Raw genomic sequence first — 26,436 nt, 5'->3', positions numbered from 1 at the left:
ATGAGCTGGACGATCACTTCCGACGACATCCACGACCTCGCCCGCGGTGCGGCCGTCCTGGGCACCGGCGGAGGCGGCGACCCCTACATCGGTGCGCTGCTCGCCGCCCAAGCGCTCGCCGAGCACGGCGACGTGACCGTGGCCACCCTCGACGAGGTGCCGGCCGACGCGGTCGTGCTCACCGTCGCGATGATGGGCGCCCCGACCGTCATGGTCGAGAAGCTGCCGAGCCTCGACGAGGTGGTTGCGCCGGTGCACGCGCTCGGCACCCACCTCGGCCGACCGGTGACGCACATCGCGTGCGCCGAGGTCGGCGGCGTGAACTCGACGATCCCGATCGCGGCGGCCGCCGCGCTCGGCCTGCCGCTCATCGACGCCGACGGCATGGGCCGGGCGTTCCCCGAGCTCCAGATGGTGCTGCCCACCCTGTACGGCATCACGGCCTCGCCCCTCGCCTTCGGCGACGAGAAGGGCAACGTGGGCGTGCTGCAGACCGTCGACAACAGCTGGACGGAGCGCATCGCCCGGGTGGCCTGCGTCGAGATGGGCTGCTCGGTGATGATCTCCGGCTTCCCGATGTCGGGAGACCAGGCGCGCGCCGCACTGGTCCCCGGATCGCTCGCGCACTGCATCGAGATCGGGCGCGGCATCACCGCCGCACGCGCCGAGAAGGCCGACCCGGTCGAGCGCACGGTCGCCCTGCTCGGCGGCCGCGAGCTGTTCGCCGGCAAGGTCGTCGACGTCGAGCGCGGCACCACGGCCGGCTTCGCGCGCGGCCGGGCCCGCATCGAGGGGGCGGATGCCGCGCAGGCGCCATCCGCGATGACGCTCTCGTTCCAGAACGAGCACCTCATCGCCGAGGTCGACGGCCGCACCCTCGTGACCACGCCCGACCTCATCATCGTGCTCGAGCACGACTCGGGCCTGCCGATCACGACGGAGGCGCTTCGCTACGGCCAGCGGGTGCGGGTCATCAGCGCGCCGAGCGACGAGCGCTGGCACTCGCCCGAAGCCCTCGCCCTCGTCGGGCCGGAGTACTTCGGCTACGACCGGCCGGCCCATCGCTTCGACGGCACCGTCGACGCGGACCTCGAGGAGACGGCGGCATGAGCTGGCGACTGACGGCGGCCGACCTGCCCGATCTCGCGCGCGGCGCGACCCTGCTCGGCACGGGCGGCGGCGGCGACCCGTACATCGGCGAGATGCTCGTCGAGCGCGTGCTGGGCGGCGGGTCGATCACCATCCTCGACCCGGACGAATTGGCCGACGACCTCTTCGTCATCCCCACCGCGCAGATGGGGGCGCCGACGGTCATGGTCGAGAAGATCCCAGCCGGAACCGAGCCGACGCTGTCCCTGCGCATCCTCGAGGACCACCTCGGCCGACGAGCGGATGCCACGATGCCCATCGAGTGCGGCGGGATCAACTCGATGATCCCGCTCGTCGTCGCCGCGGAGACCGGCCTGCCGGTCGTCGACGCCGACGGCATGGGCCGGGCGTTCCCGGAGCTCTCGATGGAGACCTTCGCGGTCTACGGCGTGCACGGCTCGCCGCTCGCCCTCGCGGGCGAACGCGGCGAGCGCGTCATCATCGACACCGGTGACGACGACCGCCAGATGGAGTGGTTGGCCCGGGCCATCACGATCCGGCTCGGCGGCGTTGGCCACATCGCCGAGTACGCGATGTCCGGTGCCGACGTGCGGCGCACCGCGGTGCCGCGAACGATCTCGATGGCGCTGGCGCTCGGCCGCAGCATCCGCCTCGCTCGCGAGCAGCACCGCTCGCCGTTCGAGGCGATCGCCGAGACGCTGGCGCCGACGCTCTACTCGCACGTGCGCGAGCTCTTCGTCGGCAAGGTGACCGACGTCGAGCGACGCACGACCGACGGGTTCGCGAAGGGGCGCGCGGTGATCTCGCCGCTCGATCCCGCCGACGGCGGCACCTTCGAGATCTCGTTCCAGAACGAGAACCTCATCGCCCGTCGCGACGGCGAGGTCGTCGCGATCGTGCCCGACCTCATCTGCGTCGTCGACCACGAATCGGCCGAGCCCATCACGACGGAGGGGCTGCGCTACGGGCAGCGGGTGCGGGTGCTCGGCATCTCGACGCCCGAGATGATGCGCACCCCGGCGGCGCTCGCCGCGTTCGGCCCCACGGCCTTCGGGCTCTCCGAGCCCTTCGTTCCGGTCGAGCACGTTCCGGTCGAACGCATTCCGGTCGAGCACGTTCCGGTCGAGCGCTCAGCGGAGGCCGCCCGAGTCTAGGCTTCAGGCATGGCGAGGACCCTCGAGCTGGCGCAGTTGCCCGCGCTCGGCCGCGGGTTCTCGCTGCTCGGCTCGGGCGGGGGCGGCAGCACCACGATGCTCGAGCTGCTGCTCGCGGATCCCTCGCTCTGGCCGATCACCATCCACGACGTGCGCGACCTCGACCCGTCGCTGCCGTGCCTCGGCGGCGCGTTCGTCGGCTCCACGATGCTCCTCGGCGAACGCCTGGTCGGCGACGGCCCGTTCGACGAGCTCATCGCCGCTGCCGAGCGCTGGGTCGGCGAGCCGGCCGCCGCCGTGTGCTCGCTCGAGGGCGGCGGCATGAACGGCCTCACCCCGATGGTCGTGGCCGGCGAGCGCATGGTCCTCGACGCCGACCTCACCGGCCGGGCGGTCCCCGGCCTCGACCAGATGTCGCTCCTCGTCGACCAGGTGCCCGGGGTGATCGCGACCTGCGACACCGGAGCCGGCGGGGTCATGCTCGTGGACGCCCGGCGACCGGTCGACCTCGAGACCCTCATCCGGTCGGCGATCGTGCAGGCCGGCGGGGTCGGCGGCACGGTGTTCGCCGGGTTCACGGTCGGCGACCTCGTCGAGCACGCCGTGCACGGCAGCACCGAGCGCGCCCTGCGCCTCGGCGAGGGCTACCTCGCCACGCGCTCCGCATCCCTGCCGGAGCTCGCCGCCGCGCTCCACGGTCGCGTGCTCGGCCAGGGCCGCATCACCGCGATCGAGCCCGACGCCCGCGATCCGCACGTGAACGCGGTCGACGTCGAGGGGATGCACGGCGAGGTGCACCGGATCGTCACCCGCTCCGAGACGCTCGCGTTCATGACCGACGGCCGGCTCGAGGCATCCGCCCCCTCGATCATCGTGACGCTCGACGCCGTCTCGCGCGACATCCTCGAGGTCACCGACCTGACCATGTCACGCAACGTCGCGGTGATCGAGCTCCCTGCACCCGGGTGGTGGTCGGCCGACCCCCGGCGCCTGCGACACGTCATGCCCTCGGTCTACGGGCTCGCCGGACTCGACGGGCTCGCCGGACTCGGCGGGCTGGCCGGGCTCGTGGGGCCGACCGGACTCGACGGTGCGGCATGACCGAGCGACTCGGCCTCGGCGCCCTGCTCGCCCACCCGGCGAACGGCGGCCTGCGCCTGATCGCCGGGCCGCCCGACGCCGGGTGGAGCGAGGTCGCCATCGAATCGACCGAGGCCGACCTGCCAGACGAGGGCGCCGACCGCCTCGCGATCCTCACCGCGCCGCCGCCCGATTCCCCATGGCAGCAGGACGCCCTCGTCCGCCGCACGCGGGACCGCGGCTACGCCGCCCTCGCACTGCCGCACGCCGACGGGTTCGGCACCGGCACCCGAACGCTCGCCGACCGGCTCGGGCTCGCGATCCTGCACGTCGACCGACCGATGGTGCTCGCGAAGGCGTGCTGGCACCTGCTCGAGGCGCGCGACGCCCTCAGCCTCGAGGTCGTGCGGAAGGTCGCCCAGTCGATCGAGTACCACGCCGAGGGCCTGCGCGACCTGCTGCGCAACCTCTCGGCGAACGTCGGCCACGGCATCGCGCTCGTCGACTCCGAGGGCGTGCTCTCCGAGGCGGGCGGACACCTCGATCCCGCCGTTCACGCCGCGGTCGACTTCGCGCCGTGGGTCGACATCGCCCGCACCGGCGACGGCGGCACGTTCGCGTCGGTCCGCGTCGACAGCCCGAGCCGGGAGGGGCTGCGCCTCGGATTCTTCGGCACGGGTCTCGGCGAGGCGCAGGTCAGCGCGCTCGCGGTGGCCGCGGAGGTGGCCATGCCGGCCGTCGCGGCCCGGATCCTCATCGACGAGGTCGCCGACGTGAACGACGCCTCGGTGTCGTCGGGCGTGCTGCGCGACTTCGTGGACCTGCGCGGAGCCCCCGAGGCGGACGTCGAGCGCCGGATGCTCGAGCGCGGCTGGCGCACGGCCGGGTACCACCTCGGGTTCCGCATCATCGGGCGCTCCCGTCTCGATGCGCTCCAGCTCCTGCGTTTCGTGACCGGACGGCTCGGCGACATCCCGGCCGACTCGCACGCCACGACGAGCGGCCGCGGCGTCAGCGGGTGGCTGACCTTCGTCGAACCGCCGACGCCGACCCAGGTCGAATCGCTCATCTCCGCACTGCGCGACCTCCACGTCGCGTGTCGCCGCTCGTTCAACGTGGCCACCGGCGTCGGGTCGCTCGAGAGCGGGTCGACGGGTCTCTTCACCACCCTGAACGAGGCGACGGATGCCGCGCGCGTCGCGATGGGCCGGTCGGCGACGGGCTGGTTCGTGCGGGTCGACGGCCTCGGGCTCGAGCAGCTGCTGCTGGCGTGGACCGACAACGACACGTTCGTGCCCGCGGCGCAGTCACTGCTCGCCCCGCTTCAGGAGGGCGGGGGCGAGTTGCTGACGACCCTCGCCGCCTACCTCGACCACGAGTCGGGCATCGCCCCGACCGCCGCCGCCCTCGGCCTGCACCGCAACACCGTCTCGAGCCGGATCCAGCGGGTGCAGGAACTCCTCGGGATCGACATGGACGACCCCGAGGCGCGGCTGGCACTGCACCTCGCCTGCCGGGTCGTGCGGCACTGAGGGCCGCGCACCGCGTCGGGTTGGTCGTGCGATTCCCTCATGTGCGCGACCGTGCACATGACGAAATCGGCAACGGTCGCGCGCGCGGGGCGGAGACTGATGCTCGAATCAAGCGCATGAGAATCCCGCCGATGTCACCCTGTGGGCGATCATCTGCAGGATTCTCACGCGGCATCCTCTGCCGAGGTTCACCCTCACCGCCCCAGCGTCTTGAACGCCTTCTCCGCGATCCGATCCAGCTGCTTCGCCGTCAACCGCCCGTCGAATGCCCGCGCCTCGCGCGCGATCGCCGCGACGAGCTCCCGTCGCCCGCGCACCGCGACGTCGCGCCAGTCCGGATCCACCGGCACCGGCCCCTTGCCCGGCACCCAGATGAGCCCGGGCGCATCGTTGATGATCCCGAAGAGGATGTAGACCCAGTACACGAACCGGTCGTCGATGCCCTTGAACCGGTCGTTCCACTCGATCCGCTCGCAGATCGCCTTCAGGTCGGGCATGACCCCGATGCGGTCGGTCGCCGGGTCGGCGCTCGGCGTGTTGAGCGACGACGACAGCCAGGTGCGCACGGTGCCCGGCGAGAACGGATGCCCCGAGCGCGCTCGCTGCCAGCTCTGCAGCAGCACCGCGGCGCCCGTGACGATCGGGCTGGCACCGGACGTTCCGCCGAACGACCCGGTGTAGGCCGTGGTCGAGGTGCCGGTCCATCCGTCGCCCGTGGTGTCGACGTTCTGGCCCCACGCGTAGCAGTCGATGCGGCTGCCGTGGTTCGAGAACGACAGGCGCGAGTGCGGCGCGGCGGATGCCCCGGCGCCGACCATGATCGCCCCGGAGTCGCGGTAGTCGGCGTCGCCGACCTTCAGCAGGTGCCGGCCGGAGGCATCCGCCCAGTCGTCGAGGTCGTTGCCGCCGTTGCCGGCCGCCTCGACGACCACGATGCCGACGTCGACCGCATCGCGGATGGCGTCGAACACCGCCTGCTCGACCTCGACCGGAAGGTACGTCGTCGACGACCCGGCCGCGGTGGTCTGCGCCTCGAGCAGCAGCACGTCGCCCGGCGACATCGCGTCGGCCGCCGAGATGATGGCCGCCGCGGTGCTGTACGTCGACGACGTGCGGAACTGCGACACCACCCGGGCGGATGCCTCGGGCGCGATGCCCACGCCGCCCTTCGCGTTGTCGACCGCGACGACCTCGCCGAGCACCGCCGTGCCGTGCCCGTGGTACGCCTGGCTCACGCCCGAGATGATCGTGATGCCGGCCGCCGCGAGGTCCTCGTGGTTCAGCGTCCACCCCTGCTCGAGGTCGACGAACCCGATGCCCGTGCCATCCGTCGCACCCCACGCCCACCGCGCGTCGATGCCGTCGGGCGCGGCATCCAGGTACCCCTGGTTCCCGCTGCGCGGGTCGTCGCCAGCATTCACCGGCGGCGGCGTCGGCGGCGGCGTCGGGCCGCCCTCGACGTAGGCGGTCTCGACGTCGTCGCGCGCGTCGAGTTCCTTGGCGAGCTCGGCAGCGGATGCCTCGTCCCGCACCGTGATCGCCGCATACCCGTCGAACCGGGCCCGCCGCCCGCGCCCGAGCCGCTCCTGCTCGTCGCGCCCCACCATCGGCTCGAGGTACGCCTCCGCGGCCACCCGATCCTGGTACTCCGCGATCACATCCCCGAGGTACGCGAACGCATCGACCATGTCGCGGCCGACGTCGTCCTCCCGCTCCCCCGCCCGCCGCTCACCCGGACGCTCCTTCAGCGCCCGCTCGCGCCGCGCCGCGTCGGTGACCTTCACGACCACCCGCCGCTGCACCTCCGGCGCCTCGACCGGGTCGAGTTCCTTGCCGTCGATCATGCCCATGATCCGCTCCCCTCCGTTCGGGATGGCGGTCGTGCGCGCGCGTGCGCTGGGCGCCGCGCGCGGGCGGCCGGCCACTTTCGATGGTTACGTGGGGATCATGCGCCGGGGTGCGGGCGGATGCATCGGGGTGGGCCCGGAGGCTATGACAACTGGGGGGCGGATGTCTCGGCCGGCCGCGACCGCATAGAGCCGTACCGATTGCCGCCACGCCATGCGCGTACGCTGCATTCTCGCCGTCGGGAGAAACTCACAGGTGTCGTTGATGAGGCGCTGATTGGCGCAGCTTTACCCGGCTCGGGTAGTCCGGGCAGAAGAGAGGGAATGTCCGCCTGATCAGCAACCGATGAGCCCGCGTCTTGCCGCAGCACGCGGCCCGCGCATTCCGAACCTACAAGTTCGCGAGGATCCAGGCCCGAACGCGTCATCGAACTCGAACCGACTCCGGGCACCAAACCACTGCAATATCACTGGCATCGCGGCTTCATGTCAGAGTGGAAGAACTGGCCGCCCCCTTTGGCTGTCCGGCCTGAGATCGGTGCCACACTGCTCACAGAAGTTGGCATCCCGTCTCTCATCAAAATTGCAGACGAAGCATGGATATGAGTCGAGATAGTTGGCGCTGGAGATGCGAGGAGCATGCGAGTCTTGTTGGTTCGCCGGGCGATTGTCGAGGCCACACCTCCAGCAGTACGTCGCTTCGCGCCTGCCATCTGCATGACATCGTGAGCAGGGGTAGAGATCGAGGTCGCTGTCGCCTGGCCCGGTCATAGCCGCCCCCTTGCTTGCCCAAGTGCGATGAGACGACAGTATCTCGATAGGACGGAGGAAGATAGAGCCATCAACCGGCCCATGCCCTAGCGGATGGCCGCGGCGATACCCGCGCCGCCCGAAAGCATGGGGCCGCCCCCAAGCGCACTCAACCGGCTCTCTCCGCAGGCTGGCAGGTCGCGAAGGAATCTGACCCCGGGTCGCTCGCTGCACACGACTGACTGATTCGCCACGTTGTGCGCCCCCGTAGCGTGCGACGAACCAGTCTCTGGTTAGGTTCGACCGGTTGGACCCCATCGCGGATATGCCCGAAGATCGGCCTTTGATCGCTCACGTCGTCAGTTTCACGCATATTCTCTATGAGGCCCGGACGCGCGTCATGTGATGCGCCTAGCCATCAGGACCGCACGATCCCACTTCGGTCCGAACTTCGCGGAGGCAGCAATTGACTTCGACCTGGCTCCCTTCTTCGTATCAAGCTCCACGGACTGAGCCGAAGAGTCAACGCCGACAATCTGTCGCACTTCTTTCCGGATACCGTCCCGGATCTGCACGCGATGCGCACCTACCAAGTCCGCGTCAGCGAGCACCGCCAGATCGAACGCCGCAATTGCGTCCTTGTATGCCTTCGATCGTAGCTTCGGATCGGCGATGGCAGCCTCCATGACCTTTGACTTCAAGCGGTTCAGCGTTGGGAACCTCCGATAGTCAGGCATTTCACCCGTCGCCTCAATCCGGAACACTAAGTAGTCGAAATCGACCGGCCGAGTCTTCCCATCCTTGTACTCAGCCATGAGCTGATCATTCTGATAAGGCAGCCACGGGCCAAAGTTCTCAGATTCATCGACGTTTACAACCGCATAGAGGCCAGTCTTGAGTACCCCAATGCCGCCATCCTCGGCGGCATCGAAGCCGTTCTGTACTCCAACGATGGGTCGAAGATCGCCGATGCCCAGCAGCGACTCCGCTCCTTCTTTGAGCGGCTCCACCATGTTGAGCGACTCACTCAGCGCTTTGCCGCCCAGCGCGTCACTGAATGATTCCAGCACGCCGACGAGATTGTCGAAGTAATCGTTCGCAACGGAAGCGACGAGACCAATCGCAACGTTCACCGTGCCGCCGATGTAGGGCGTCGGGCCAAGGATCTCTACGTTGCGAACGACGAGCGTCTTTTCGACGCCCTCGTCGGAGAGTTTGGACTTACCCGCCACAAACGGAATCGTGACCTTGTTCTCTCCCTCTCGCGACAACTCGACGAAAGGGTCTGGTGCACGCGTAGGTGACATCTGAGTTGGCTTGTCCTGCGGGACGGGCTTGAAGGATGTCATCGTGCCCGAGCCATGGCCGGGCACAGTTCAGGCGCTTCGCTCAGTCGCCGCCGAACTCCGACCATCCGAGATACAGCGTGCGGAGCTTAAGCGCTCGTGCGACGGTGTCGAGGTAGTCCTCGCTGGTGAGAAACCACTCGCGTCCCACCTCGCTGCGGTTCAGGCCCCGCCTCCGCGGGTTGCCGTGACCGGCTGCCTCGAGGAGATCGTGGAAGAGGCGTTCCGTCTCGGTGAGGCTGCCGGGCTCCTGGGCGTAGACGCGGAGCAGCGCGAGCGGCTCGGGCATGTGGGCACGGGCTCCGGAGGTGTGCTGCTGAATCCGCAGCGCGACGTCGTCGGCTCGACCGACCTTGATTAGCGTCGTTCCGCGAGCCGGGTCGACCGGGCTCTCCAGGTACCAGCCGTAGGAGAACGCGTAGATCCCCGACACCCCGCGCAGCTCGGCGAGCGTGAGCATCGCCTGCTTCTTCTCCTCCACGTCCGCGGCGGCCTCGGCAGGCGAGATCTCCTCATCCCTAGCGGCCCGTTCGACGGCGGCACGGTTAGCCTGCAGCAACTGCATCGCCCCCGGCGAGAGCTCGTCGCGCCCGCGCTTCACGAGGGAGTTCAGTGCGCTGATCGTCCCGCGCCGAAGGTGCGTGCCGCCGGGCACCCTGCCGGTCAGCGCAGCGGCGGCGTACGTGCGATACGTGTACACGAACCCCACGGTGGCGACGTCGAGGCGCTGCGCGATCTCCTCGGGGCTCAATCCCTCCTGGGACAGCCGATGGACGTCGCCGAGCCGGCCCTCGTTGGCGAGGATGAGATCCTCGATCTCCTGCTGCGGCGAGCGAGCCGGAACGGGCGGTTCCTCGTGCACGGCCTCGCCGAACACGTCGCTCACGGTGTCACCTGGTCCAGGCCGGGCAGGTTGCGGACGATCTCGACCGTTCGGACGCTCAACGCGGTGACCCGACCGATGAGGTCGAGGATGTAGCGGGGGTCGTCGTGTTCCTCGGCCCAGGCGTTCGGGTCGTTGACGATCCCGGAGGCCTTGTCGGTCTTGACCTGGTAGCGCTCGAGCACCCAGTCGATCGCGCTGCGCGAGCCGAGCATGTACTCGTGCGCCTCAAGTGGGATGCCCGTGATCGTGATGCCGGCGTTGTAGACGATGGTCGTCTTGTCGACGTTCTTGCCACTCTTGCCGTAGCGCATCTTCGCGACCCGATAGCGGTCGAAGTCGTGCGTCGGTTCGCCGGCGGACTTCCCCGATAGCTCCAGCGGATACGGGTCGACGGACTCGTAGTCGCGGTGCAGGGCGGCGAGCTCGGCGCCGGCCGCGGCGAACTCGCGGAACGCGGTGACCTTGGGGATGCGTGGGAGCATCTTCTTCAGATCAGCGGCGTACGTTTCGCGGTACTCGGGGCTGTGGAGCAGGCCGTAGAGGTAGTGGAAGATGTCGTCCTTCGTGACGTCGGCACCGAAGCTCGCCTGGTAGTCGACGAGAATCTCGTCGGTCACGTTGTCGATGCGGCGATACCCAGCGCCGTCGTCTTCGAGCCCGGCGAGCAGATCATCGGATGCCACTGGCTCGAAGTGGTATCGCGGGAAGAACTGGCCGCCCTTGCCGTAAATGTCGAGGCAGGGAATTGAGTCCATCGCGAGTGCAGCGAACTCACTCGCGGCATGCGTGCCGTTGAGGTAAAAGCCCCAGTTCTCCGTGTCCGCATCCGGGAAGAACTTGGGTTGCTGGGAACGCTCGTGGTTCATGTGCGCGTCGAAATAGAGGTTCTGCGCGCAGAAGGGTCGATAGACCGAGCGCCTAATCGAACTCTTGTCGAACTCTACGTGCCTTTCGCGCGCGAGATGGTTTCGCAGGCTTCGCGACCAGCTGACGCTCGCCGGGTCCTTCGTAACGAACCCCTCGACTGGTCTCGGCCGCCCCTCGGCAACCCATCGCCGCACTTCGGCGTTGTAGTTCGCGATCATGCGCTGTACATTCTCGCGAACCGCGTCGGCTGAGAAGCCGTACACCCAGCTGTCACGGTTCGACTGGAGCCCGGCGGAATATGCCTGGAGGAAGCGCGGCCTCAGCTGATCGGCCCTGTCCTTGGACGCGAGCAACGTGAATTCTGCGAAGGCTGCGTTGCGCTGGTTCACCCAGTCGCCGTGTTCGTTCGGGGTGAGTTCGGTCCACTCGACGGTGGCGTGGTCGACGGCCTCGGCGAGGATGTCGAGTTTCTGTTCGCGGGTGCGGTAGTCGCCGATGTCGTGGTAGAACAAGCGACCATGCTCGGCGGCCGACGGGTTCTTTACGAGCAGGTAGATCGCCACAGTGGTGCGGCTACCACCGCCAAACACGTTGCCTGCTTCCTTCTTGCGCAACTCGCCAGCGCCACGTGCATTGCCTCGGAGGTTGAAAACGTAGAGCGAGGAGAACTCGTCGACGAGGGTCTTGCGGAGGCCGTCGGCGGTGTTGCCGTCGATGAAGCCGCCGTTGGAGACATAGGCGACGACGCCCTGCTCGCCGATGCGGTCGCTGGCCCAGCGGATGGCGCGGATGTAGGAGTCGTAGAGGCTGTTTTTGTTCTGCGCGGTGGAGAGCTTCGCGTACGTCTGCTCGATCTTGTAGTCGAGCGTCTTGTACTTGAGGTTCTGGTTGTCATCGTTGCCGCTGGCCTGTCCAACGGAGTAGGGCGGGTTGCCGATGATGACGCGGATGTCGCGGTTCTTCTGAGCGATAACGCGTTCGTTGTTCTCGGGGAACACGCCGGCGGAGTCGAACTCGTCGTCGTCCTCGTTCATCTGGAAGGTGTCGGTGAGCACGATGCCAGGGAACGGCGCATAGTCCGGAGCATCCGACCCCGCGTGCTCGGCGAGGAGCGCATGGTAGGTCTCCTCGATGTTGACGGCGGCGACGTAGTACGCGAGCAGCACGATCTCGTTCGCATGCAGCTCGGTCAGATACTTGCGCGTCAGGTCGGCCGGGCTGATGAGCCCGGACTGCAGGAGGCGGACAACGAAGGTGCCGGTGCCGGTGAACGGGTCGAGGACGTGCACGCCCTCGCTGGAAAGTGTGGAGCCGAACTCGGCGCGGAGCGTCTGGTCGACGGAGTGGATGATGAAGTCGACGATCTCGTTCGGCGTGTAGACGATGCCGAGGCGATCGCTCGTGCCGGCGAACGCGGTGCGGAAGAACTTCTCGTAGAGCTCCTTGACGATCGTCTGCTTCGCGGCCGCGGTCGCGATGCCTTCGGCGCGCACGCGGACGGACTCGTAGAAGCCCTCGAGCTGCTCGGTCTCCTTCTCGAGGTGCGAGCCGGCGAGGGCATCCAGCATCCCCTGCATGACCTGCGCGACGGGGTTGTGCTCGCTGAAGCGGTAGGTGTCGAACAGCGCCTCGAACACCGGGCGGGTGATGAGGTGCTGTGCGAGCATCTCGATCGCGTCCGACTCGGTGATCGCCGGGTTGAGGTTGTCCTGCAGGCCCTTGAGGAACTTCTGGAACTTGGTCTTCAGCTCGGCGTCGCCGTCGTGGACCGCGGTGCGGATGCGGGTGATCTGAGAAGTCGCGATGCCGGCGACATCCTTCGCCCAGGTCTCCCAGTACTTCTTCGTGCCGACCTTGTCGACGATGCGGGCGAGGATCGCGTCGTGGTAGCGCTCGAGAGTGAGGGTCCAATCGATGTCGAGCTCGGTGTCGGTCGCCGCGGAATCGCCCTCACGTTCACGGTGATCGCTGGTGCCGCCCTGGCCGATCACGCCGACCTGCACGCGGGAATCCTCGCGACGGGTCAGGTCGAGCTTGTTCACCTCGGCGTCGAAGCGCTCGTCATGGGCCCGGAGCGCCTGCAGCACCTGCCAGACGACCTTGTACTTCTCGTTGTCGTCGAGGGCGGTCGCCGGATCCATGTCGGCGGGCACCCCGATCGGCAGGATGACGTACCCGTAGTTCTTGCCCTCAAGCTTGCGCATCACGCGTCCGACGGACTGCACCACGTCGACTTGCGAATTGCGTGGGTTGAGGAACATGACCGCGTCCAGCGCGGGCACGTCGACGCCCTCAGAGAGACAGCGGGCATTGGTGAGGATTCGGGCGGTGCTCGCGTCAGCCTCCTCCTTCAGCCAGTCGAGGCGGCGGTTGCGTTCGAGGATGTTGTAGGTGCCGTCAACATGGTCGACTTCGCAGTGCAGATAGGTTTGCGGGTCCGTAGTCCTTTCGTTGTTCTCGGCGGTTTCGGCCGCTTCCTCCTCCAGCGCTTCAATTTCGGCCTCGACGACCTGCTGGAACATCCGGGCAATCTTCTTGGATTCCTTGATGTTCGCCGCGAACGCGACCGCACGTCGCATCGGGTCAGGGTCAGCGGCGAACGCCTCGGGCAGGAGCGAACGCTTCGACAGCCCGTTCCAGCAGCCGACGATCTTCGCGGCATCCTCAAGCCGCAGCTCGTTCTTCTCGTCGGCCAGCAATCGCTGGAAACGGCCCGACACATGACCCTCGTTCACCGCAAGGACCAGCACCTTGTAGTCGGTGAGCAGACCCTTCGAAACTGCGTCGCCGAAACCGAGCCGGTGGAACTCCGGACCGTAGAGCGTTTCATCGTTCATATCGGCGAGCACGGCGTTCTTCTCGCCGGCCTTCGCCACGGCGGCGTCGGAAAAGATCCGCGGCGTCGCGGTCATGTAGAGCCGCTTCTGCGCGGCGAGGTAGCTCTGATCGTGCACCTTCACGAACGCCGACTCGTCGCCGCCCGCGATCGTCACTCCCGTGGTTCTGTGGGCTTCGTCGCAGACAATGAGATCGAACGCGGGCACCCCGAGCGACTGCGCTTCGGCGACCACGCCGATCGACTGGTACGTGGCGAACACCACGACGATGCCGTCCGCGTGCTTCGGGATCTTCGCGAACTGCGCCGCGAGCCTTCGGGCGTTCGTCGTCGCGGGATAGGCCAAGTCGATGATGGTGAGGTCCTCATCGAAGCCCTGACCAGCCTTACGCTTGCCGACCGAGACGTCTGAGCACACCGCGAATGCCCGGATCGGAACCTCGGACTCGGCCTTCCACTCCTTGAGCGTCTGCGAGAGCAACGCGATCGAAGGCACGAGGAAGAGCGCGGTGCCACCCGTGGGCACCACGCGCTCCGTCAGCTTCAGGCTCGTGAACGTCTTGCCAGTGCCGCACGCCATGATGAGCTTGCCGCGGTCATGCTCTGCGAAGCCCTCGAGCGCGTCGGCGATCGCGGCCTCCTGATGCGGCCGCGGCTGCTTCTTCGGCTTCAGCGACAGGCCGGTCTCGGGGATCTCGATTGTGATATGCGCGCCCCAGTCGATTGGGCTCGCATCGAGGTCTTGCACCCGGATCCGGGTGATGCCCAGCGCCTCTGCGTGAGCCTCGGCCGCTTGATTCCAGTTGTCCGTCGTCGAGATGAACATGCGGCGCGCGAACTCGCCATCCTTCGCCGACGCGGACACGAAACCGTCGAGGTGGGGCTTCGTCAGGTACGTGCCCTCGTCGTAGAACTTGCACTGGATGGCGGTGAGCTCACCCGTGAGCGCATCCTTCGCGACGAGGTCGATGCCCTCATCCTTCCGGCCGTTCCGCCCCGGGTACTCGCTCCACATCCAGACGTCGGAGTACGTCGTGGCGTACGTCGGATCAGTTTTCAGGTACGAACGCATCAGCCACTCAAAACGGGTGCCCTGATCTCGCTTATCGATCGCCGAGTCGCGAATGTAGGACAGGACGTCGCGGATACCGACGGGCACAGAACCTCCAGTGTTCGGGTATTACGAATCTAGCGATGGTCCGAGGGCCGGGGTAGCTGGGCACGTGCCCCGGACGAGGTTCGTCGAACATGCCGTCATTGAAGAGCGCGTGCTCGCGAGGCGCAGGAATCTGGGATGATGGGCTCGGGCTCGTCCCCGCGCGCCAAGCGACCCGATTCATCATCTCCGCCTACTTGAGCAGGTGCTGGGCCGCCGGGCCCGGCGACGCGCGGCATGAATCTCCCGCCCGGTCCCGCTGAACGCCACGCTGCCGCCTCCCGTCCAGGAGCAGCGGAATTAGACCATCCCGCATCCCGTGCTGTCGCGTCGATGTGGATCGCGCGGTCAGTGGACTCGACCAGACATGCCCCCAGTTCGAGGGACCCAGGGCAATTCGCTCTCCCGCCAACTATTCGCCCACTCGTAGCCTCGAAGGCGTCGCCTCCCCTACGAAGGACCAAAGATGCTCGACCTCACCGCTTGGATCGAGACCCGACTCGATTCCGATGACGCGCTCACCGACGATGTGCAGCTGCTCATCGTCGCGGCACTCGAGGGCGACGCGGCACTCGCTGACGTTGCGAACTACCAGCCACCTGCGCGACAGCGGGCCTTGGAGAACGACGCCCAGCCCGAGCCATCCGGCGCCTTTCTCAAGCAGATCCGTGTTCAGGGCTTCCGCGGCATCGGCGAGCAGGCTCAGCTCGACTTCCGCCCGACGCCCGGACTCACCGTCATCGCCGGGCGCAATGGGTCGGGCAAGAGCAGCTTCGCCGAAGCGCTGGAGTTTGCGCTGCTGGGAACCACTGCGCGATGGCAGGAGCGGCGCGGGGCAGCGTGGGATGGCGCGTGGCGGAACCTCCACGACGGTGACCCCGCGTCCATCGAAGTCACGCTCACCGAGGAGCACGTCGGTCAGACGAAGATCGGGGTGGCGTGGGAGGCCGAAGCGGCGCGCGACGCGCACACGACCTTCCTGCAGCGCCCCGGGCAGAAGCGAGAGGCCGGACTTGCCTCGCTCGGCTGGGATGCGCCGCTCGCCACATACCGCCCGCTCCTCACGTACGACGAGCTCGGCGCCATCCTGACCTCTGAGCCCAGCAAGCTCTACGACAAGCTCGCGAACGTGCTCGGGCTCGAGCAGCTGGCCGGCGCGGTCAAGCGGCTCGAAGCGCACGCCAAGCAGCTCAGCCTTCCCGAGAAGGAGGCGACTGACCGCAAGCGTTCGGCTGTCGGTGCTCTCGAGTCGATCGCCGACGACGATGAGCGCGCCCAGGCAGCCCGCGCCGCGCTCAGGAAGCGTGACCCTGACCTGGCCTCCCTTCGCGCGATCGCCACGGGAGTCTCGGAGTCGACGGACCGCTCGGGCGATCCGCTGCACGCAGTACTCGGGCTGCATCTCCCGTCATCCGGCGAGGTCAACGAAGCCGTCGCGCGGTTGCGCACGGCCACAGAGCAGGCCGCAATCGTGGGCGACGACGCATCCACCGCACTCGAGCTCCGGGTCAACCTGCTGACGACCGCGCTGAAGCTGCACGACCATGACGGCGACAGCCCGTGCCCGGTCTGCGCGGTCGGGCGAGTGGATGGCGAGTGGGCGGCGCTTGCTCGTTCCGAGATCGACGGCGCGGAGGTGAAGGTGGCCAACCTGCGCGCCGCAACCGACTCGCTTCGGCGAGCACGGACGGATGCCGAGCGCCTCGTGCAGGCCGTGCCCTCGGCGTTCGATCACCTCGACGTGGGCGAGCTCGGCGACCTCGCCGCCCTCGCGCGCGAGGCGTGGACCGAATGGGCGACCTTGCCTGCTTCGCACCTCGACCTGGCCGATCACCTCACCACGAGGCATCCGGATGTCGCGCTCGCGCTTGCCGAGCTGCAGCGCGCCGCCAAGCAGGTCGCCGATGCCCGCGATGACGAATGGGTGGCCGCCGCGACGCGGCTCAGCGCGTACGTCGAGGCGCAGGAACGCTGGAACGCCCAGAAGGTCGACGCGGCGAGCGCCAAGCACGCGGTCAAGTGGCTGAAGGACCACGACAGCGTCCTCAAGAACGAGCGGCTCGCGCCCATCGCGGTGCAGGCGAAGGAGATCTGGTCGTACCTCCGGCAGGAGAGCAACGTCGAGATCTCGAAGCTGAAGCTCGACAGCACGAACACCCGTCGACATGTCGTCATCGAGGCATCCGTCGACGATACCGACGCGGCCGGCCTCACGGTACTGAGCCAAGGCGAGCTCCACGCGCTCGCGCTTGCGCTCTTCCTGCCGCGGGCGACCCTGCCCGAGAGCCCGTTCCGCTTCGTCGTCCTCGACGACCCGGTGCAGGCGATGGACCCAGCGAAGGTCGATGGGCTGGTGCGCGTGCTCGGCAGGATCGCCGAGACTCGCCAGGTCATCGTGTTCTCGCACGACGACCGATTCGCCGCGGCCGTTCGCCGCGCGCACCTGAACGCCCAGATCCTCGAGGTCACGCGCGAGTCGGGCTCGCGCGTGAGGGTGGATGTCGCATTCGACCCGCCGCAGCGGTACCTGCGCGACGCGGCCGCCTTGGTGCGCGACGACGAGGTCCCTGACGACGTGCTGCGCAAGGTCCTTCCCGGCCTCCTGCGGTTCGCGGTCGAGGCACAGGCGCGAGACCGCTACTTCACTGAGGCGCTCAGCACCGGGACGCCGCACGCGGACATCGAGACGACCTGGACCGACACGAAGAAGACCTCGCAGCGCATCTCGCTCGCACTCTACGGTGAGGTTCGATCGCTTGACGGATGGATCGACAAGCGCTCGCACTACCGGAAGGCTGGGGTCGGGGTCGCCACGTCTGCTGCGCACTCGCAGCTGAACGGCGACCCGCGCAATGCGCTCGAGGCCGTCGGGCGGATCGTCGAAGATATCAGGAACGGCGTGAGATGAGCGCTGAGCTCGACTTGGCTCGCCGCGCGCTGAGCGGTGGCAACCGCGTGCGTTCCCACTCCCTGCGAGTGGCGTGCTGGATGTCGCGACTCGCCCTCGAACGTGCCGTCACGTCGCTTCTCGCAGAACGCGGAATGTCGGCACCTCGCGCAACGATGAGGTCGAAGCTGAGCGCACTCGAGGTGGCCTACCGAGACGTCGACCCGACGCTCGCGCAGCGAGCGGAATACGCGTGGTCACGGCTTTCGAACGCGTCGCACTACCACGCGTTTGAACTCACGCCGAGTGCGGCGGAGGTCAGTGGTCTCGTAGAACTGGTGTCAGGACTGGAGTCAGACGCCAACGGTGGAATGGGGAATCGACATGCCAAGACGGGTCCTGATGCAGCGTGATGGCTCGACCTTCGACCTCGTCGAAGTTCCGGCACCGAACGAGCATCATCTCCAGGAGGTGCTGAAGGCGCAGCCGCAGCTCGTGCCATCCGACGATCTCGGCATCGATGGCGACTTGCTCGTGGTCGGGCGTGAAACGGCGCTTGCGTCGGGCTACATCGACTTGCTTTGCCTGTCGAGGTCCGGTGACATCGTGCTGATCGAGTTCAAGACTGGGCCGCAGAACCCAGACTTTCGGCACGCTCTGGCGCAGCTCATCGACTACGGGTCCGACCTGTGGCGACTCACCGTGGAGGACTTCGATCGTGGCATCGTGCAGCGGTATCTCGCGGGCGGACATGTCGTGCCTTCGTTCCGTTCAGCAGGGACGCTCGATGAGGCGATCGCACTGACTGACTGGCAACTGACGCCCGAGGATCATGAAGCCCTGTTCGTACGACTGGCGGAGGTGCTCGATACCGGCGACTTCCATTACGTCGTTGCCGCGCAGCGGTTCACTCCCGCCATGCAGACAAGCCTCGAATACCTGAACGCCACGATGCGAGCTGGCCGGTTCTTCCTCGTTGAAGTCGTGCAGCTCCAGGGCGCGGAGCTGCTTGCCCACGCCGCGCAGGTCGTCGCGGCTCCTCCGAAGCGGACTGGCGCTGCAGCTCGGACGTCATCCGTCGGGCAAGCCGACGAATCGGCACTCCTCGCGTCATTCCCCGAGGGCGAGAGCCGAGAAGCAATGCGCGACCTGATCGCCGCGGTAACGTCGCTCGGGCTGGAGGTGAAGTGGCGCGACAAGGGCGCGTCGATCCGCTTCACCACCATCGACCGGAAGCAGCCGTTGTCGATCGGCTGGCTGCTGCCCGAGGGCAGCCATTGGTACGGCGCGAAGTTCGCCACGTTCGGCTTCGACTCCGCTTCGTTGGAGCAGACGCCGAGCGTCGACGCCGCGGTTCGGCGTTTCGCGGAGCGGCTCGCGCGCGTGCCCGGCGCAAGACCAGTTGGGACGAAGCTGAACGGCTATGTATTCGAGCCGTCCGTCCTGCCCGGCGCACTTCGAGAACTCGTCGGCGTACTCGAACGCCTCATGACCGAAATTGGTGGGGATGAGTGAGCTCATCATCGCGACCCACCTCGATCGATAGGTTCAGCATCGTGACGTCCGAGACCGAGAAGACCGAACTGCAAGTTGTCGCCGCCGCCATCCGAGATGGCGAAACCGTGCTCGCCTGCCGGCGTGCCGCGGGGAAGGCAGCGGCAGGGCAATGGGAATTCCCGGGCGGGAAGGTCGAGCCCGGCGAAGATCCCCGAGCCGCGCTCCGAAGAGAGCTGCTGGAAGAACTGACGGTTGAGGTTGAGATCGGTGACCTGGTTGATCGTTCGCGAACCGAAGTCGGCAACCTCATCATCGACCTCGCTACCTACGACGTGACTCTTGCGGGCTCGCGCCCCAAGACGAGCACCGATCACGACATGCTGACGTGGGTTCATTTTCGGGATCTCAGTAGCCTGGGCTGGGCGGCGCCGGATCTCCCTGCGGTTGCCGCAATCGTGGAACGGGCGGCTCTGTCATGACATCGTCAGAGGTGCCGCACGACGAACACACGGTCGCCGAGCGCATCCGAATGATGCATGGACTGTATGAGAGCCCATTGACCGCTCACCTTCGTCGTGAACTTGACAGGGTGCCCGCCTCAATGCAGCGGTTGTCGCGCGTTTCGGATGGAGATGCCACTGAGCTCCTTGCGCAGCACGTTGCGCGCGCAACACATCGCGCCCTGGTCGACCTGCACACTGCGGAAGATCGCGTGCGCGCCGTGAACCGGGTCCTTGAGGAACTCGGCGTAATGGACGAGCTTCTCGAACCGGATCTTCAGGTCCTTGAACGACTCGCCCCCGAGACCGGCCCAGGCGTGCTGACGTACCCCGATGTGCGTCCGGTCATTCCACTCGGAGAGACTGCACTCCTGACCAACGCACGAGATGAGCCTCAGCTCGGCCACGAACTTCGAGCCGAGATCGATACCTCGGACAACGTCGATCTGCTCTGCGCGTTCGTGAAGTGGCAGGGCCTGCGGTTGCTCGAAGATCCGCTTGGCCGACTGCGCGAGCGGGGCGGCCGGTTGAGGGTCGTGACCACGACCTACATCGGGGCCACCGACCCGCACGCCCTCCGGCGGCTCGTGGAGCAGTTTGGTGCCGAGATCAAGGTCCAGTACGACATCCGGCGGACCCGACTTCACGCAAAGGCGTGGCTCTTCGAACGGAACACCGGGTTCGACACGGCGTATGTCGGCTCATCCAATCTTTCGAAGGCTGCGTTGCTGGACGGGCTCGAGTGGAACGTCCGTCTCTCCGCTGTCGCGACATCCGCCCTGATCTCGAAGTTCCGCGCCACGTTCGGCAGCTACTGGGCTGACGAAACGTTCGAGCCCTATGAGCCGGATCGAGACGAGGCGAGGCTGAAGGATGCGCTCGCCGAAGCGTCCGGACGCCGACAGACTGACCGCGTCACGGTCTCGCTCTCCGGGCTTGACGTGCGCCCCTACCCTCACCAGACCGAGATGCTTGAGGCGCTCGATGCTGAACGGGAGACTCACGACCGCCACCGCAACCTTCTCGTCGCGGCGACAGGTACGGGCAAGACCGTCGTTGCAGCAATGGACTATCGCAACCTCCGGGCGAAGGCCGACGGGCAAGACCTCAGTCTGCTGTTCGTCGCGCATCGCGGTGAGATTCTGACGCAGGCAATTCGGACGTACCGTGAAGTGCTCTCGGACGGAAGCTTTGGCGAGGCCTTCTACGGCGGTGCGATGCCGAGCCGGTGGCGACACGTCTTTGCATCGGTGCAATCGCTGGCACGCCTCGATCTCAGGGCCATCCGTAGAGACGCCTACGACGTTGTCGTGATCGACGAGTTTCACCATGCTGCGGCCCCGACGTACCGACGACTGCTCGACCATCTGCAGCCCAAGGAGTTGCTCGGCCTCACTGCGACGCCGGAACGAGGCGATGGATTCGACGTGCGACAGTACTTCGGTGGGCGAAGCGCCCACGAGCTTCGCGTGTGGGATGCCCTCGATGCTGACCTCCTCGTGCCATTCCACTACTTCGGGATCGCGGACGAAACGGACCTCAGCCGCATCGAATGGAAGCGCGGCCGATACGACGAGTCACAGCTCAGCAATCTCTTCACCGGCAACGACGCGCGCGCGCGAATCATCCTGAACCAGGTGCGGGACAAGGTCGGAGACCTCGCCGCGATGCGCGCAATCGGATTTTGCGTCAGCGTCGAGCACGCGCGGTACATGGCGCGTGTCTTCCAGGATGCCGGCGTGCCGTCCAGCGCGCTGACCGGTGACACCCCTGCGGATGAGCGGGAATCGATCCTTCGACGACTGCGCGACGGAGACCTGAACGCAGTGTTCGCCGTCGACGTCCTCAACGAGGGGGTCGACATCCCGGAGGTCGACACCGTGTTGTTCCTTCGTCCGACCGAGAGCGCAACGGTGTTCATCCAGCAACTCGGTCGGGGGCTCCGTCATAGCGATGCCAAGCCGGTGCTGACGGCACTCGACTTCGTCGGAATGCATCGCAAGGAGTTCCGATTCGACAAGCGTTTCCGCGCACTCACTGGCGCGAGCCGAAGAGATATCCGGCAGCAGATCGAGTCTGGATTCCCTTTCCTCCCCGCCGGCTCGCAGATCGTGTTGGACCGTGTCAGCCGCGAAGTCGTGCTGCAGAGTGTCCGGAACCAACTCAGCCTGTCCACGCGTGAGCTCGTTTCCGAGGCGCGCAGCGCAGATACGGGTAGCCTTCGACACTTCCTCGAGATCAACGGGCTCGAGCTCAGCGACGTGCTTCGATCAGGGACGCCGACTCGGACGTGGACGACCATCAAGCGGGAAGCTGGCCTTCCAACTCCTCCGCCTGGGCCGGGCGAACCAGCTGTACTGAAGCGAGTACGGGCAGTCGCACATGTCGATGACCCCGAACGCGCAGACTCGTATTCGCGTCTCCTTCGCGGAACGCGCAACTACAGGCAGCTCACGGGCCTGCAACGCGCGCACGCGGCGATGCTCTTCTACGCCGTCTGGCCGAACGGGGGTGGTTTCGCAGACGTTGAAACTGGTCTCGCCTCGCTGCAACGGGAACCTGCAGCTTCGGCAGAGATGGCCGAAGTGGTGGAGCTCAGCATGGATCAGACTCCGCGACTGACCCGCGTCATTGACACATTGCCCGCTCTCCCCCTTCGCGTGCACGCGCAGTACCAGCGGGAAGAGATCCTCGCCGGACTCGGATGGGCGCGTTCGGGCCGAACGCCGAACAACTTCCGCGAAGGTGTGCTCTGGATCGAGGAACTCCAATCGGATGTGTTCTTCGTGACGCTCAGGAAGTCGGAGCGCGAGTACTCGGCGACGACCCTCTACCGCGACTTCGCGCTCAGTCCAACACTGTTTCATTGGGAGTCTCAGTCGACAACGTCGGTCGACTCAAAGACGGGGCAGAGGTATCTGCGTCACCGAGAGCTGGGCACGAACATCCTCATCTTCGTTCGCGAGGCGAAGGAGAACGATCTCGGAACGGCCCCCTATATCTTCCTGGGGCCAGCCGAGTACGTCTCGCACGAGGGTGAGCGGCCGATCGCGATCACGTGGCGCTTGAAGTACTCGATGCCGATGGAGTTGTTCCTCGCGGCGAGCGCGGTGGCAGCGTGAGCACATTTATTGGCGTGGACCTTGCCTGGGGCGAGGGCAACGAGCGTAAGGCGGCAAACGAGACCGGCCTCGTCATGATCGACGACGCGGGCATCGTTCTCGATGCGGGATGGGTTCGGGGCATCGATGCAGTTGTCTCGTGGCTCACGGCGCGAGCAACGTCCTCCAGTCTGATCGCCGTCGATGCGCCGCTGGTCGTATCCAATGCGACGGGGATGCGCGACTGCGAGAGAGAGGTCGGCCGGGCCTACGGTCGCTGGCAGGTGTCAGCGAATGCGACCAATCTTGGTCGGGGCTGGCAGGCCGGTATCTCGCTGCGCGATCGACTCGAAGAAGCTGGCTTTCGATACTGGAGCGGTCTCGGTGCCCGCGAACCGAGCTCAGCGACCTTCTTCGAGTGCTACCCGTACACGACGCTCGTCGGCGCGTCCGAGTTCGGCTATGACGATGAGCGCCCCAGGTACAAGCGCATGGTCTCGACAATGACGCCCGCGGAGCGTCGAGAGTTTCGCGCTCGCGAATGCGATGAGCTCATTCGACGTTTCGCTGGATTCAGAGACAGCGATCCGCCGATTGACCTCGCTTCACATACGTTGACACAGACGTTGCTCGACGAGCATTCACCACTCGCTGACATTCCGTATAAGCATCGTGAAGACCTTCTCGATGCCGCGATCGCCGCTTGGACCTCCGCGCTGTGGGGCCGTTTCGGCATGGAGCGTTGCCAAGTGCTGGGTGCTGGCTCCGAGCCGGATGATGAGGGCAGAGTCGCGACGATCATCGCCCCAGCGCGGCCGGAGCAGCGAAAGTCAGGCCGGCCGGGTGGGAAGCGGATCAGCCACCGAGTTCACTCCTCGATGGGGAGGACGGCAACGAGTAGCGCTTTGAAGCTGCACATCGACGCAGACCTCGGCCGAGTAGACACGCTTGAGATTCAGACTTCTACTGGCGAAGTCCTGTCCTTCCCTGTGAATGGCAAGCTGCATCTCCGATTGAATGACGACGGACGAACACTTCGCGCAGAGACCGGCGCCCTCACACCTCTCGCCACGGATAGCGGATGCGTTTGAGAGCCCTATTGCTCGACCCACATCCTCGGTCGGCGAACGTGCAGCACCACGACAACATGAGCCGACATCGTCTGCTCGGCGGCGCGGGTTCTCGACTATCTCAATGAGATCGTCCGACGATGCTCAACCATTCCAGCCGGCGAGCGATACGAGCGTGCCATCGCGAATGAAGAGTTGGGGGTAGTTCTTGGTCCGGCCATGGATCTGGAACGCCGTGATAGCCGAGCCGTCTGCCTTCGAGTAGCCCGCGCTCCGGTTCAGCCTGTCGGCGATCTCCGAAGTCGTCAACGGATGCCCCACCTCCTGCAACAGTTGCTCTATCGCTTCGTGCAATGCCTTGGACATCCGGAGGCCCTTTCTCGGTGCGGCGAGGGCGACCATATCTCCGATGCCTTCGTCCAGGAACGTGCAGTCGGAGCCTACATCTCGGCGAACTCTCGATCGAGAGCCGGACCCGCCCGTCTCCGAGCGTGAAATTGGGGTGGCAGTTGATGCGCTTCCACTCCTACACCGGCACGCGGACCCACTCCGGGACCTGACTAATTACCCTGTGCATTCAACTCCTCGCGGTTCAGGAACGCGAAGTGCTGCGTCCACGTGAGCTCCGCTATGTACCGCGTGAACTCCGGCATGCCGTCAACCGGCGTGCGGCGCCGCCCGCCGAATGCACCGCGATCTGGGGACAGCGAGATCTACCTCGAAGTGGCTACCGTGACCGAATGTCCCCTACGACACCGGACGCCGAGCGATCGCGCCGATCCGTCACACCACCGCCCGCACCGAAGGGCTGGTACGTCGACTGGGAAGCAGAGCAGTGGCGTTGGTGGTCCGGGACGTCGTGGACCGAGCACGTACACCCGCGTCATCCCGATGCGCTCGAGACGTATCTCCCAGAAGGCGCGACTGAGACCCGCCTGATGACGGACCTGCGGGGCCGACTCCCCGCGCAGGCCCTGCTCGAGCACCTCGCCGCATCGGACGCCGGTTCTGCCGGCGTTGCCCCACCCGTCGAGGAACTCCGCTCATGGCACACCGGCGCGGTCGGAGAGCGGCATATCGGATGGCTGCTGGGGCGGCTCGGCCCGGAGTGGACCGTGCTCCATTCCGTACCGGTGGGCACCGATGGGAGCGACATCGATCATGTGATCGTCGGTCCGCCAGGGGCGTTCACGATCAACACGAAGCACCATGCCGGCAAGTCGATCTGGGTTGCGGGCAACGTTCTGCAGGTCAACGGCGAGTACCAGCCCTACATCCGCAACGCCGTTCACGAGGCTCGGCGTGCCCAGCAGCTCCTGGCTCGGGAGAGCGGGCTGACGGTGGAGGTGACGGGAATCATCGTGCTCGTCGGCGCACGTCAGCTCACCGTCAAGCAGGAGCCTGACTCGAGCGACGTACGGATCCGAGTCGTTCGGGACTCTGAACTCCTCGGTGCGCTACAGCAACGCAGGGCGTATAGCGACGCTCAGGTGCAGCGCATCGTCGCAGCAGCCGTGCGGCCCCAGACGTGGAGCCCTCGCCGGCTCGTCGCTTCCGACCCGGTGGCATTGCTCACCGCGTTCTCCTTGCTCGAGAAGCGTCTGGAGCAGAGTCATACGACCAGCGGATCGCGGCGCCCTACCAAGCCGGCCGCAGCCGCTCGCGCGTCGCGCGCCACCGCACCGTCCTCCCGCACGACCAGCCGGCGCCGGAAGCTCTGGGTTGAACTCGTTCGGACCGCACTGCTCGTCGGCGCCGCGATCATCGGACTGAACTATGTCGTGAACACCCGCGGAGGCGGGCAGTGACATCCGAAGCCGAGGTTCCCAGCGCCGACGAATCGATCGCCGTGCTGCATCGATTACTCGGCATCTGGCACGCACGTGACGGTGGCGCAGGCATCCCGTTGCTCGACGGAACCCCGATGCCCGGCATTGCGATCCACGTCCAAGTCGAGCACATCGCCGAACTGACCGCTTCGGTCATCGAGCTGATCCGCAGCAACATCTACCTGTCCACCGCGCCCCTGATCAGGCTCAGCCTCGAGTGCGCGGTCAACGCGGTGTGGTGGGCGTCGGACCCGACCGGCGTTCGCGCTTCGGTCCATGAGGCCGCTCGCCAAAGCCGCCATCTTGCGAGTGCGATGGCGCGCCTCCGACCGGACGCTCCCGCAGACACCGCCTCGATCGATCGGATCCTCAGCGCCAACGCGGACTTTGTGAAGACGGAGGCCCGCGTGTTCGAGCGTCGATGCAGGGCGATTCCTGATGGTCAGCGCCTCTACACGTATTACCGGATTCTTTCCGAGGCATCCCATGGCGGCGTGCCACTCCTGAACGAGTACTCCAGACAGGTCCCGGCGACGACGTCGAACCCTGAAGGCGTTGAGCTCGTCCAGCGGCCGCATTACGACCACCTCGAGTTCGCGCTCGGAACGCAGGTGATCAGCTTCGCGCTGGCGCTCGCTGCGTGGGATTCGGTGCTCCCGTCGCATCCGGATGAGGCTGAACTCTACGAACTCGCGGACTCGATCGGGCTCGGTGGGATGTTGCGGAGGGCGACCGGGAGAGCTGCGACTGCGTAGCGAGCCGGCGGGCAGTTCTGCTCGCCCACGTTCCGCTGCCGTGGGCGACGGAACGCCGCGACCCGCGCCCACCCGTCTCCGGGCGGGCGCGAGCCGCGGCATCCGTCACCTTCTGAGCGGTCACGAGCGACCCCGCTCAGTCCCCCTTCACGTTCACCACCTGCCGCAGCGTGTGCCGGACCCGCACGAGCGACGCGGCATCCGCCATCACCCGATCGATCGGCTTGTACGCC

17 protein-coding genes are annotated in these 26,436 nt (G+C 66.7%); 11 read left to right on the top strand and 6 right to left on the bottom strand.

The window, feature by feature from the left end:
- Genes GJ743_RS17160 through GJ743_RS17145 form a run of 4 tightly spaced genes read left to right on the top strand, consistent with a single transcriptional unit; the run spans position 1 to position 4,876 of the window.
- Positions 1–1,110, top strand: a complete 1,110-nt coding sequence (locus GJ743_RS17160; RefSeq protein ID WP_155053127.1) for a DUF917 domain-containing protein — start codon at positions 1–3, stop codon at positions 1,108–1,110.
- Positions 1,107–2,264, top strand: a complete 1,158-nt coding sequence (locus tag GJ743_RS17155) for a DUF917 domain-containing protein (RefSeq protein WP_155053126.1) — start codon at positions 1,107–1,109, stop codon at positions 2,262–2,264. The genes GJ743_RS17160 and GJ743_RS17155 overlap by 4 nt, the downstream gene beginning before the upstream one ends.
- Positions 2,265–2,273: 9 nt before the next feature.
- Positions 2,274–3,365, top strand: coding sequence for an S-methyl thiohydantoin desulfurase domain-containing protein (locus GJ743_RS17150; RefSeq protein ID WP_155053125.1), 1,092 nt, complete (start codon positions 2,274–2,276; stop codon positions 3,363–3,365).
- Positions 3,362–4,876, top strand: a complete 1,515-nt coding sequence (locus GJ743_RS17145) for a PucR family transcriptional regulator (RefSeq protein ID WP_155053124.1) — start codon at positions 3,362–3,364, stop codon at positions 4,874–4,876. The genes GJ743_RS17150 and GJ743_RS17145 overlap by 4 nt, the downstream gene beginning before the upstream one ends.
- A gap of 194 nt (positions 4,877–5,070) precedes the next feature.
- On the opposite strand, the gene GJ743_RS17140 is transcribed toward GJ743_RS17145, so the two are convergent.
- The 4 genes from GJ743_RS17140 to GJ743_RS17125 all read right to left on the bottom strand — a co-directional run bounded on the left by GJ743_RS17140 (position 5,071) and on the right by GJ743_RS17125 (position 14,567).
- Entirely contained in the window at positions 5,071–6,726 is a 1,656-nt protein-coding gene (locus GJ743_RS17140) for a S8 family peptidase (RefSeq protein WP_230386882.1), read from the bottom strand.
- A 1,145-nt stretch (positions 6,727–7,871) separates the two neighbouring features.
- Positions 7,872–8,822, bottom strand: coding sequence for a hypothetical protein (locus GJ743_RS17135; protein ID WP_155053123.1), 951 nt, complete (start codon positions 8,820–8,822; stop codon positions 7,872–7,874).
- A 40-nt stretch (positions 8,823–8,862) separates the two neighbouring features.
- On the bottom strand, positions 8,863–9,705 hold the full coding sequence (locus GJ743_RS20270; RefSeq protein ID WP_155053122.1) for a GIY-YIG nuclease family protein: 843 nt from the start codon (positions 9,703–9,705) through the stop codon (positions 8,863–8,865).
- Positions 9,702–14,567: a DEAD/DEAH box helicase gene (locus GJ743_RS17125; RefSeq protein ID WP_328289307.1), complete on the bottom strand. Its 4,866-nt coding sequence runs from the start codon at positions 14,565–14,567 to the stop codon at positions 9,702–9,704. Before GJ743_RS17125 ends, GJ743_RS20270 begins: the two co-directional genes overlap by 4 nt.
- 463 nt (positions 14,568–15,030) lie before the next feature.
- Between GJ743_RS17125 and GJ743_RS17120 the strand changes: the two genes are divergently transcribed.
- From GJ743_RS17120 to GJ743_RS17100, 5 genes are all read left to right on the top strand, one after another.
- On the top strand, positions 15,031–17,472 hold the full coding sequence (locus GJ743_RS17120) for an AAA family ATPase (RefSeq protein WP_155053121.1): 2,442 nt from the start codon (positions 15,031–15,033) through the stop codon (positions 17,470–17,472).
- 381 nt (positions 17,473–17,853) lie between these two features.
- A complete protein-coding gene (locus GJ743_RS17115) occupies positions 17,854–18,966 on the top strand; it encodes a PDDEXK family nuclease (RefSeq protein WP_155053120.1) in 1,113 nt (370 codons plus the stop codon).
- A 41-nt stretch (positions 18,967–19,007) separates the two neighbouring features.
- On the top strand, positions 19,008–19,427 hold the full coding sequence (locus GJ743_RS17110) for a (deoxy)nucleoside triphosphate pyrophosphohydrolase (RefSeq protein ID WP_328289306.1): 420 nt from the start codon (positions 19,008–19,010) through the stop codon (positions 19,425–19,427).
- A gap of 50 nt (positions 19,428–19,477) precedes the next feature.
- Positions 19,478–22,570: a DUF3427 domain-containing protein gene (locus GJ743_RS17105; RefSeq protein WP_155053232.1), complete on the top strand. Its 3,093-nt coding sequence runs from the start codon at positions 19,478–19,480 to the stop codon at positions 22,568–22,570.
- Between the two features lie 14 nt (positions 22,571–22,584).
- Positions 22,585–23,640: a DUF429 domain-containing protein gene (locus GJ743_RS17100; RefSeq protein WP_328289305.1), complete on the top strand. Its 1,056-nt coding sequence runs from the start codon at positions 22,585–22,587 to the stop codon at positions 23,638–23,640.
- Between the two features lie 123 nt (positions 23,641–23,763).
- Here the strand turns inward: GJ743_RS17100 and GJ743_RS17095 are convergent, their stop codons facing one another.
- Complete coding sequence (locus tag GJ743_RS17095; RefSeq protein ID WP_155053119.1) at positions 23,764–23,985, bottom strand: HTH domain-containing protein; 222 nt, start codon at positions 23,983–23,985, stop codon at positions 23,764–23,766.
- Positions 23,986–24,359: 374 nt separating this feature from the next.
- On the opposite strand from GJ743_RS17095, the gene GJ743_RS17090 reads away from it, so the two are divergent.
- Positions 24,360–25,427, top strand: a complete 1,068-nt coding sequence (locus GJ743_RS17090) for an NERD domain-containing protein (protein ID WP_155053118.1) — start codon at positions 24,360–24,362, stop codon at positions 25,425–25,427.
- A complete protein-coding gene (locus GJ743_RS17085; RefSeq protein ID WP_155053117.1) occupies positions 25,424–26,203 on the top strand; it encodes a hypothetical protein in 780 nt (259 codons plus the stop codon). Before GJ743_RS17090 ends, GJ743_RS17085 begins: the two co-directional genes overlap by 4 nt.
- A gap of 136 nt (positions 26,204–26,339) precedes the next feature.
- Here GJ743_RS17085 and GJ743_RS17080 read toward each other — a convergent pair.
- Positions 26,340–26,436 (bottom strand): RtcB family protein (locus tag GJ743_RS17080; protein WP_155050424.1); only part of this gene is annotated, 97 nt, incomplete at its 5' end.

It is taken from the genome of Agromyces bracchium (assembly GCF_009709675.1).
Taxonomy (GTDB): Bacteria; Actinomycetota; Actinomycetes; order Actinomycetales; family Microbacteriaceae; genus Agromyces; species Agromyces bracchium.
The sequence above is the reverse complement of the archived record's forward strand: the minus strand, read 5'-3'. Positions and strand labels throughout refer to the sequence as shown.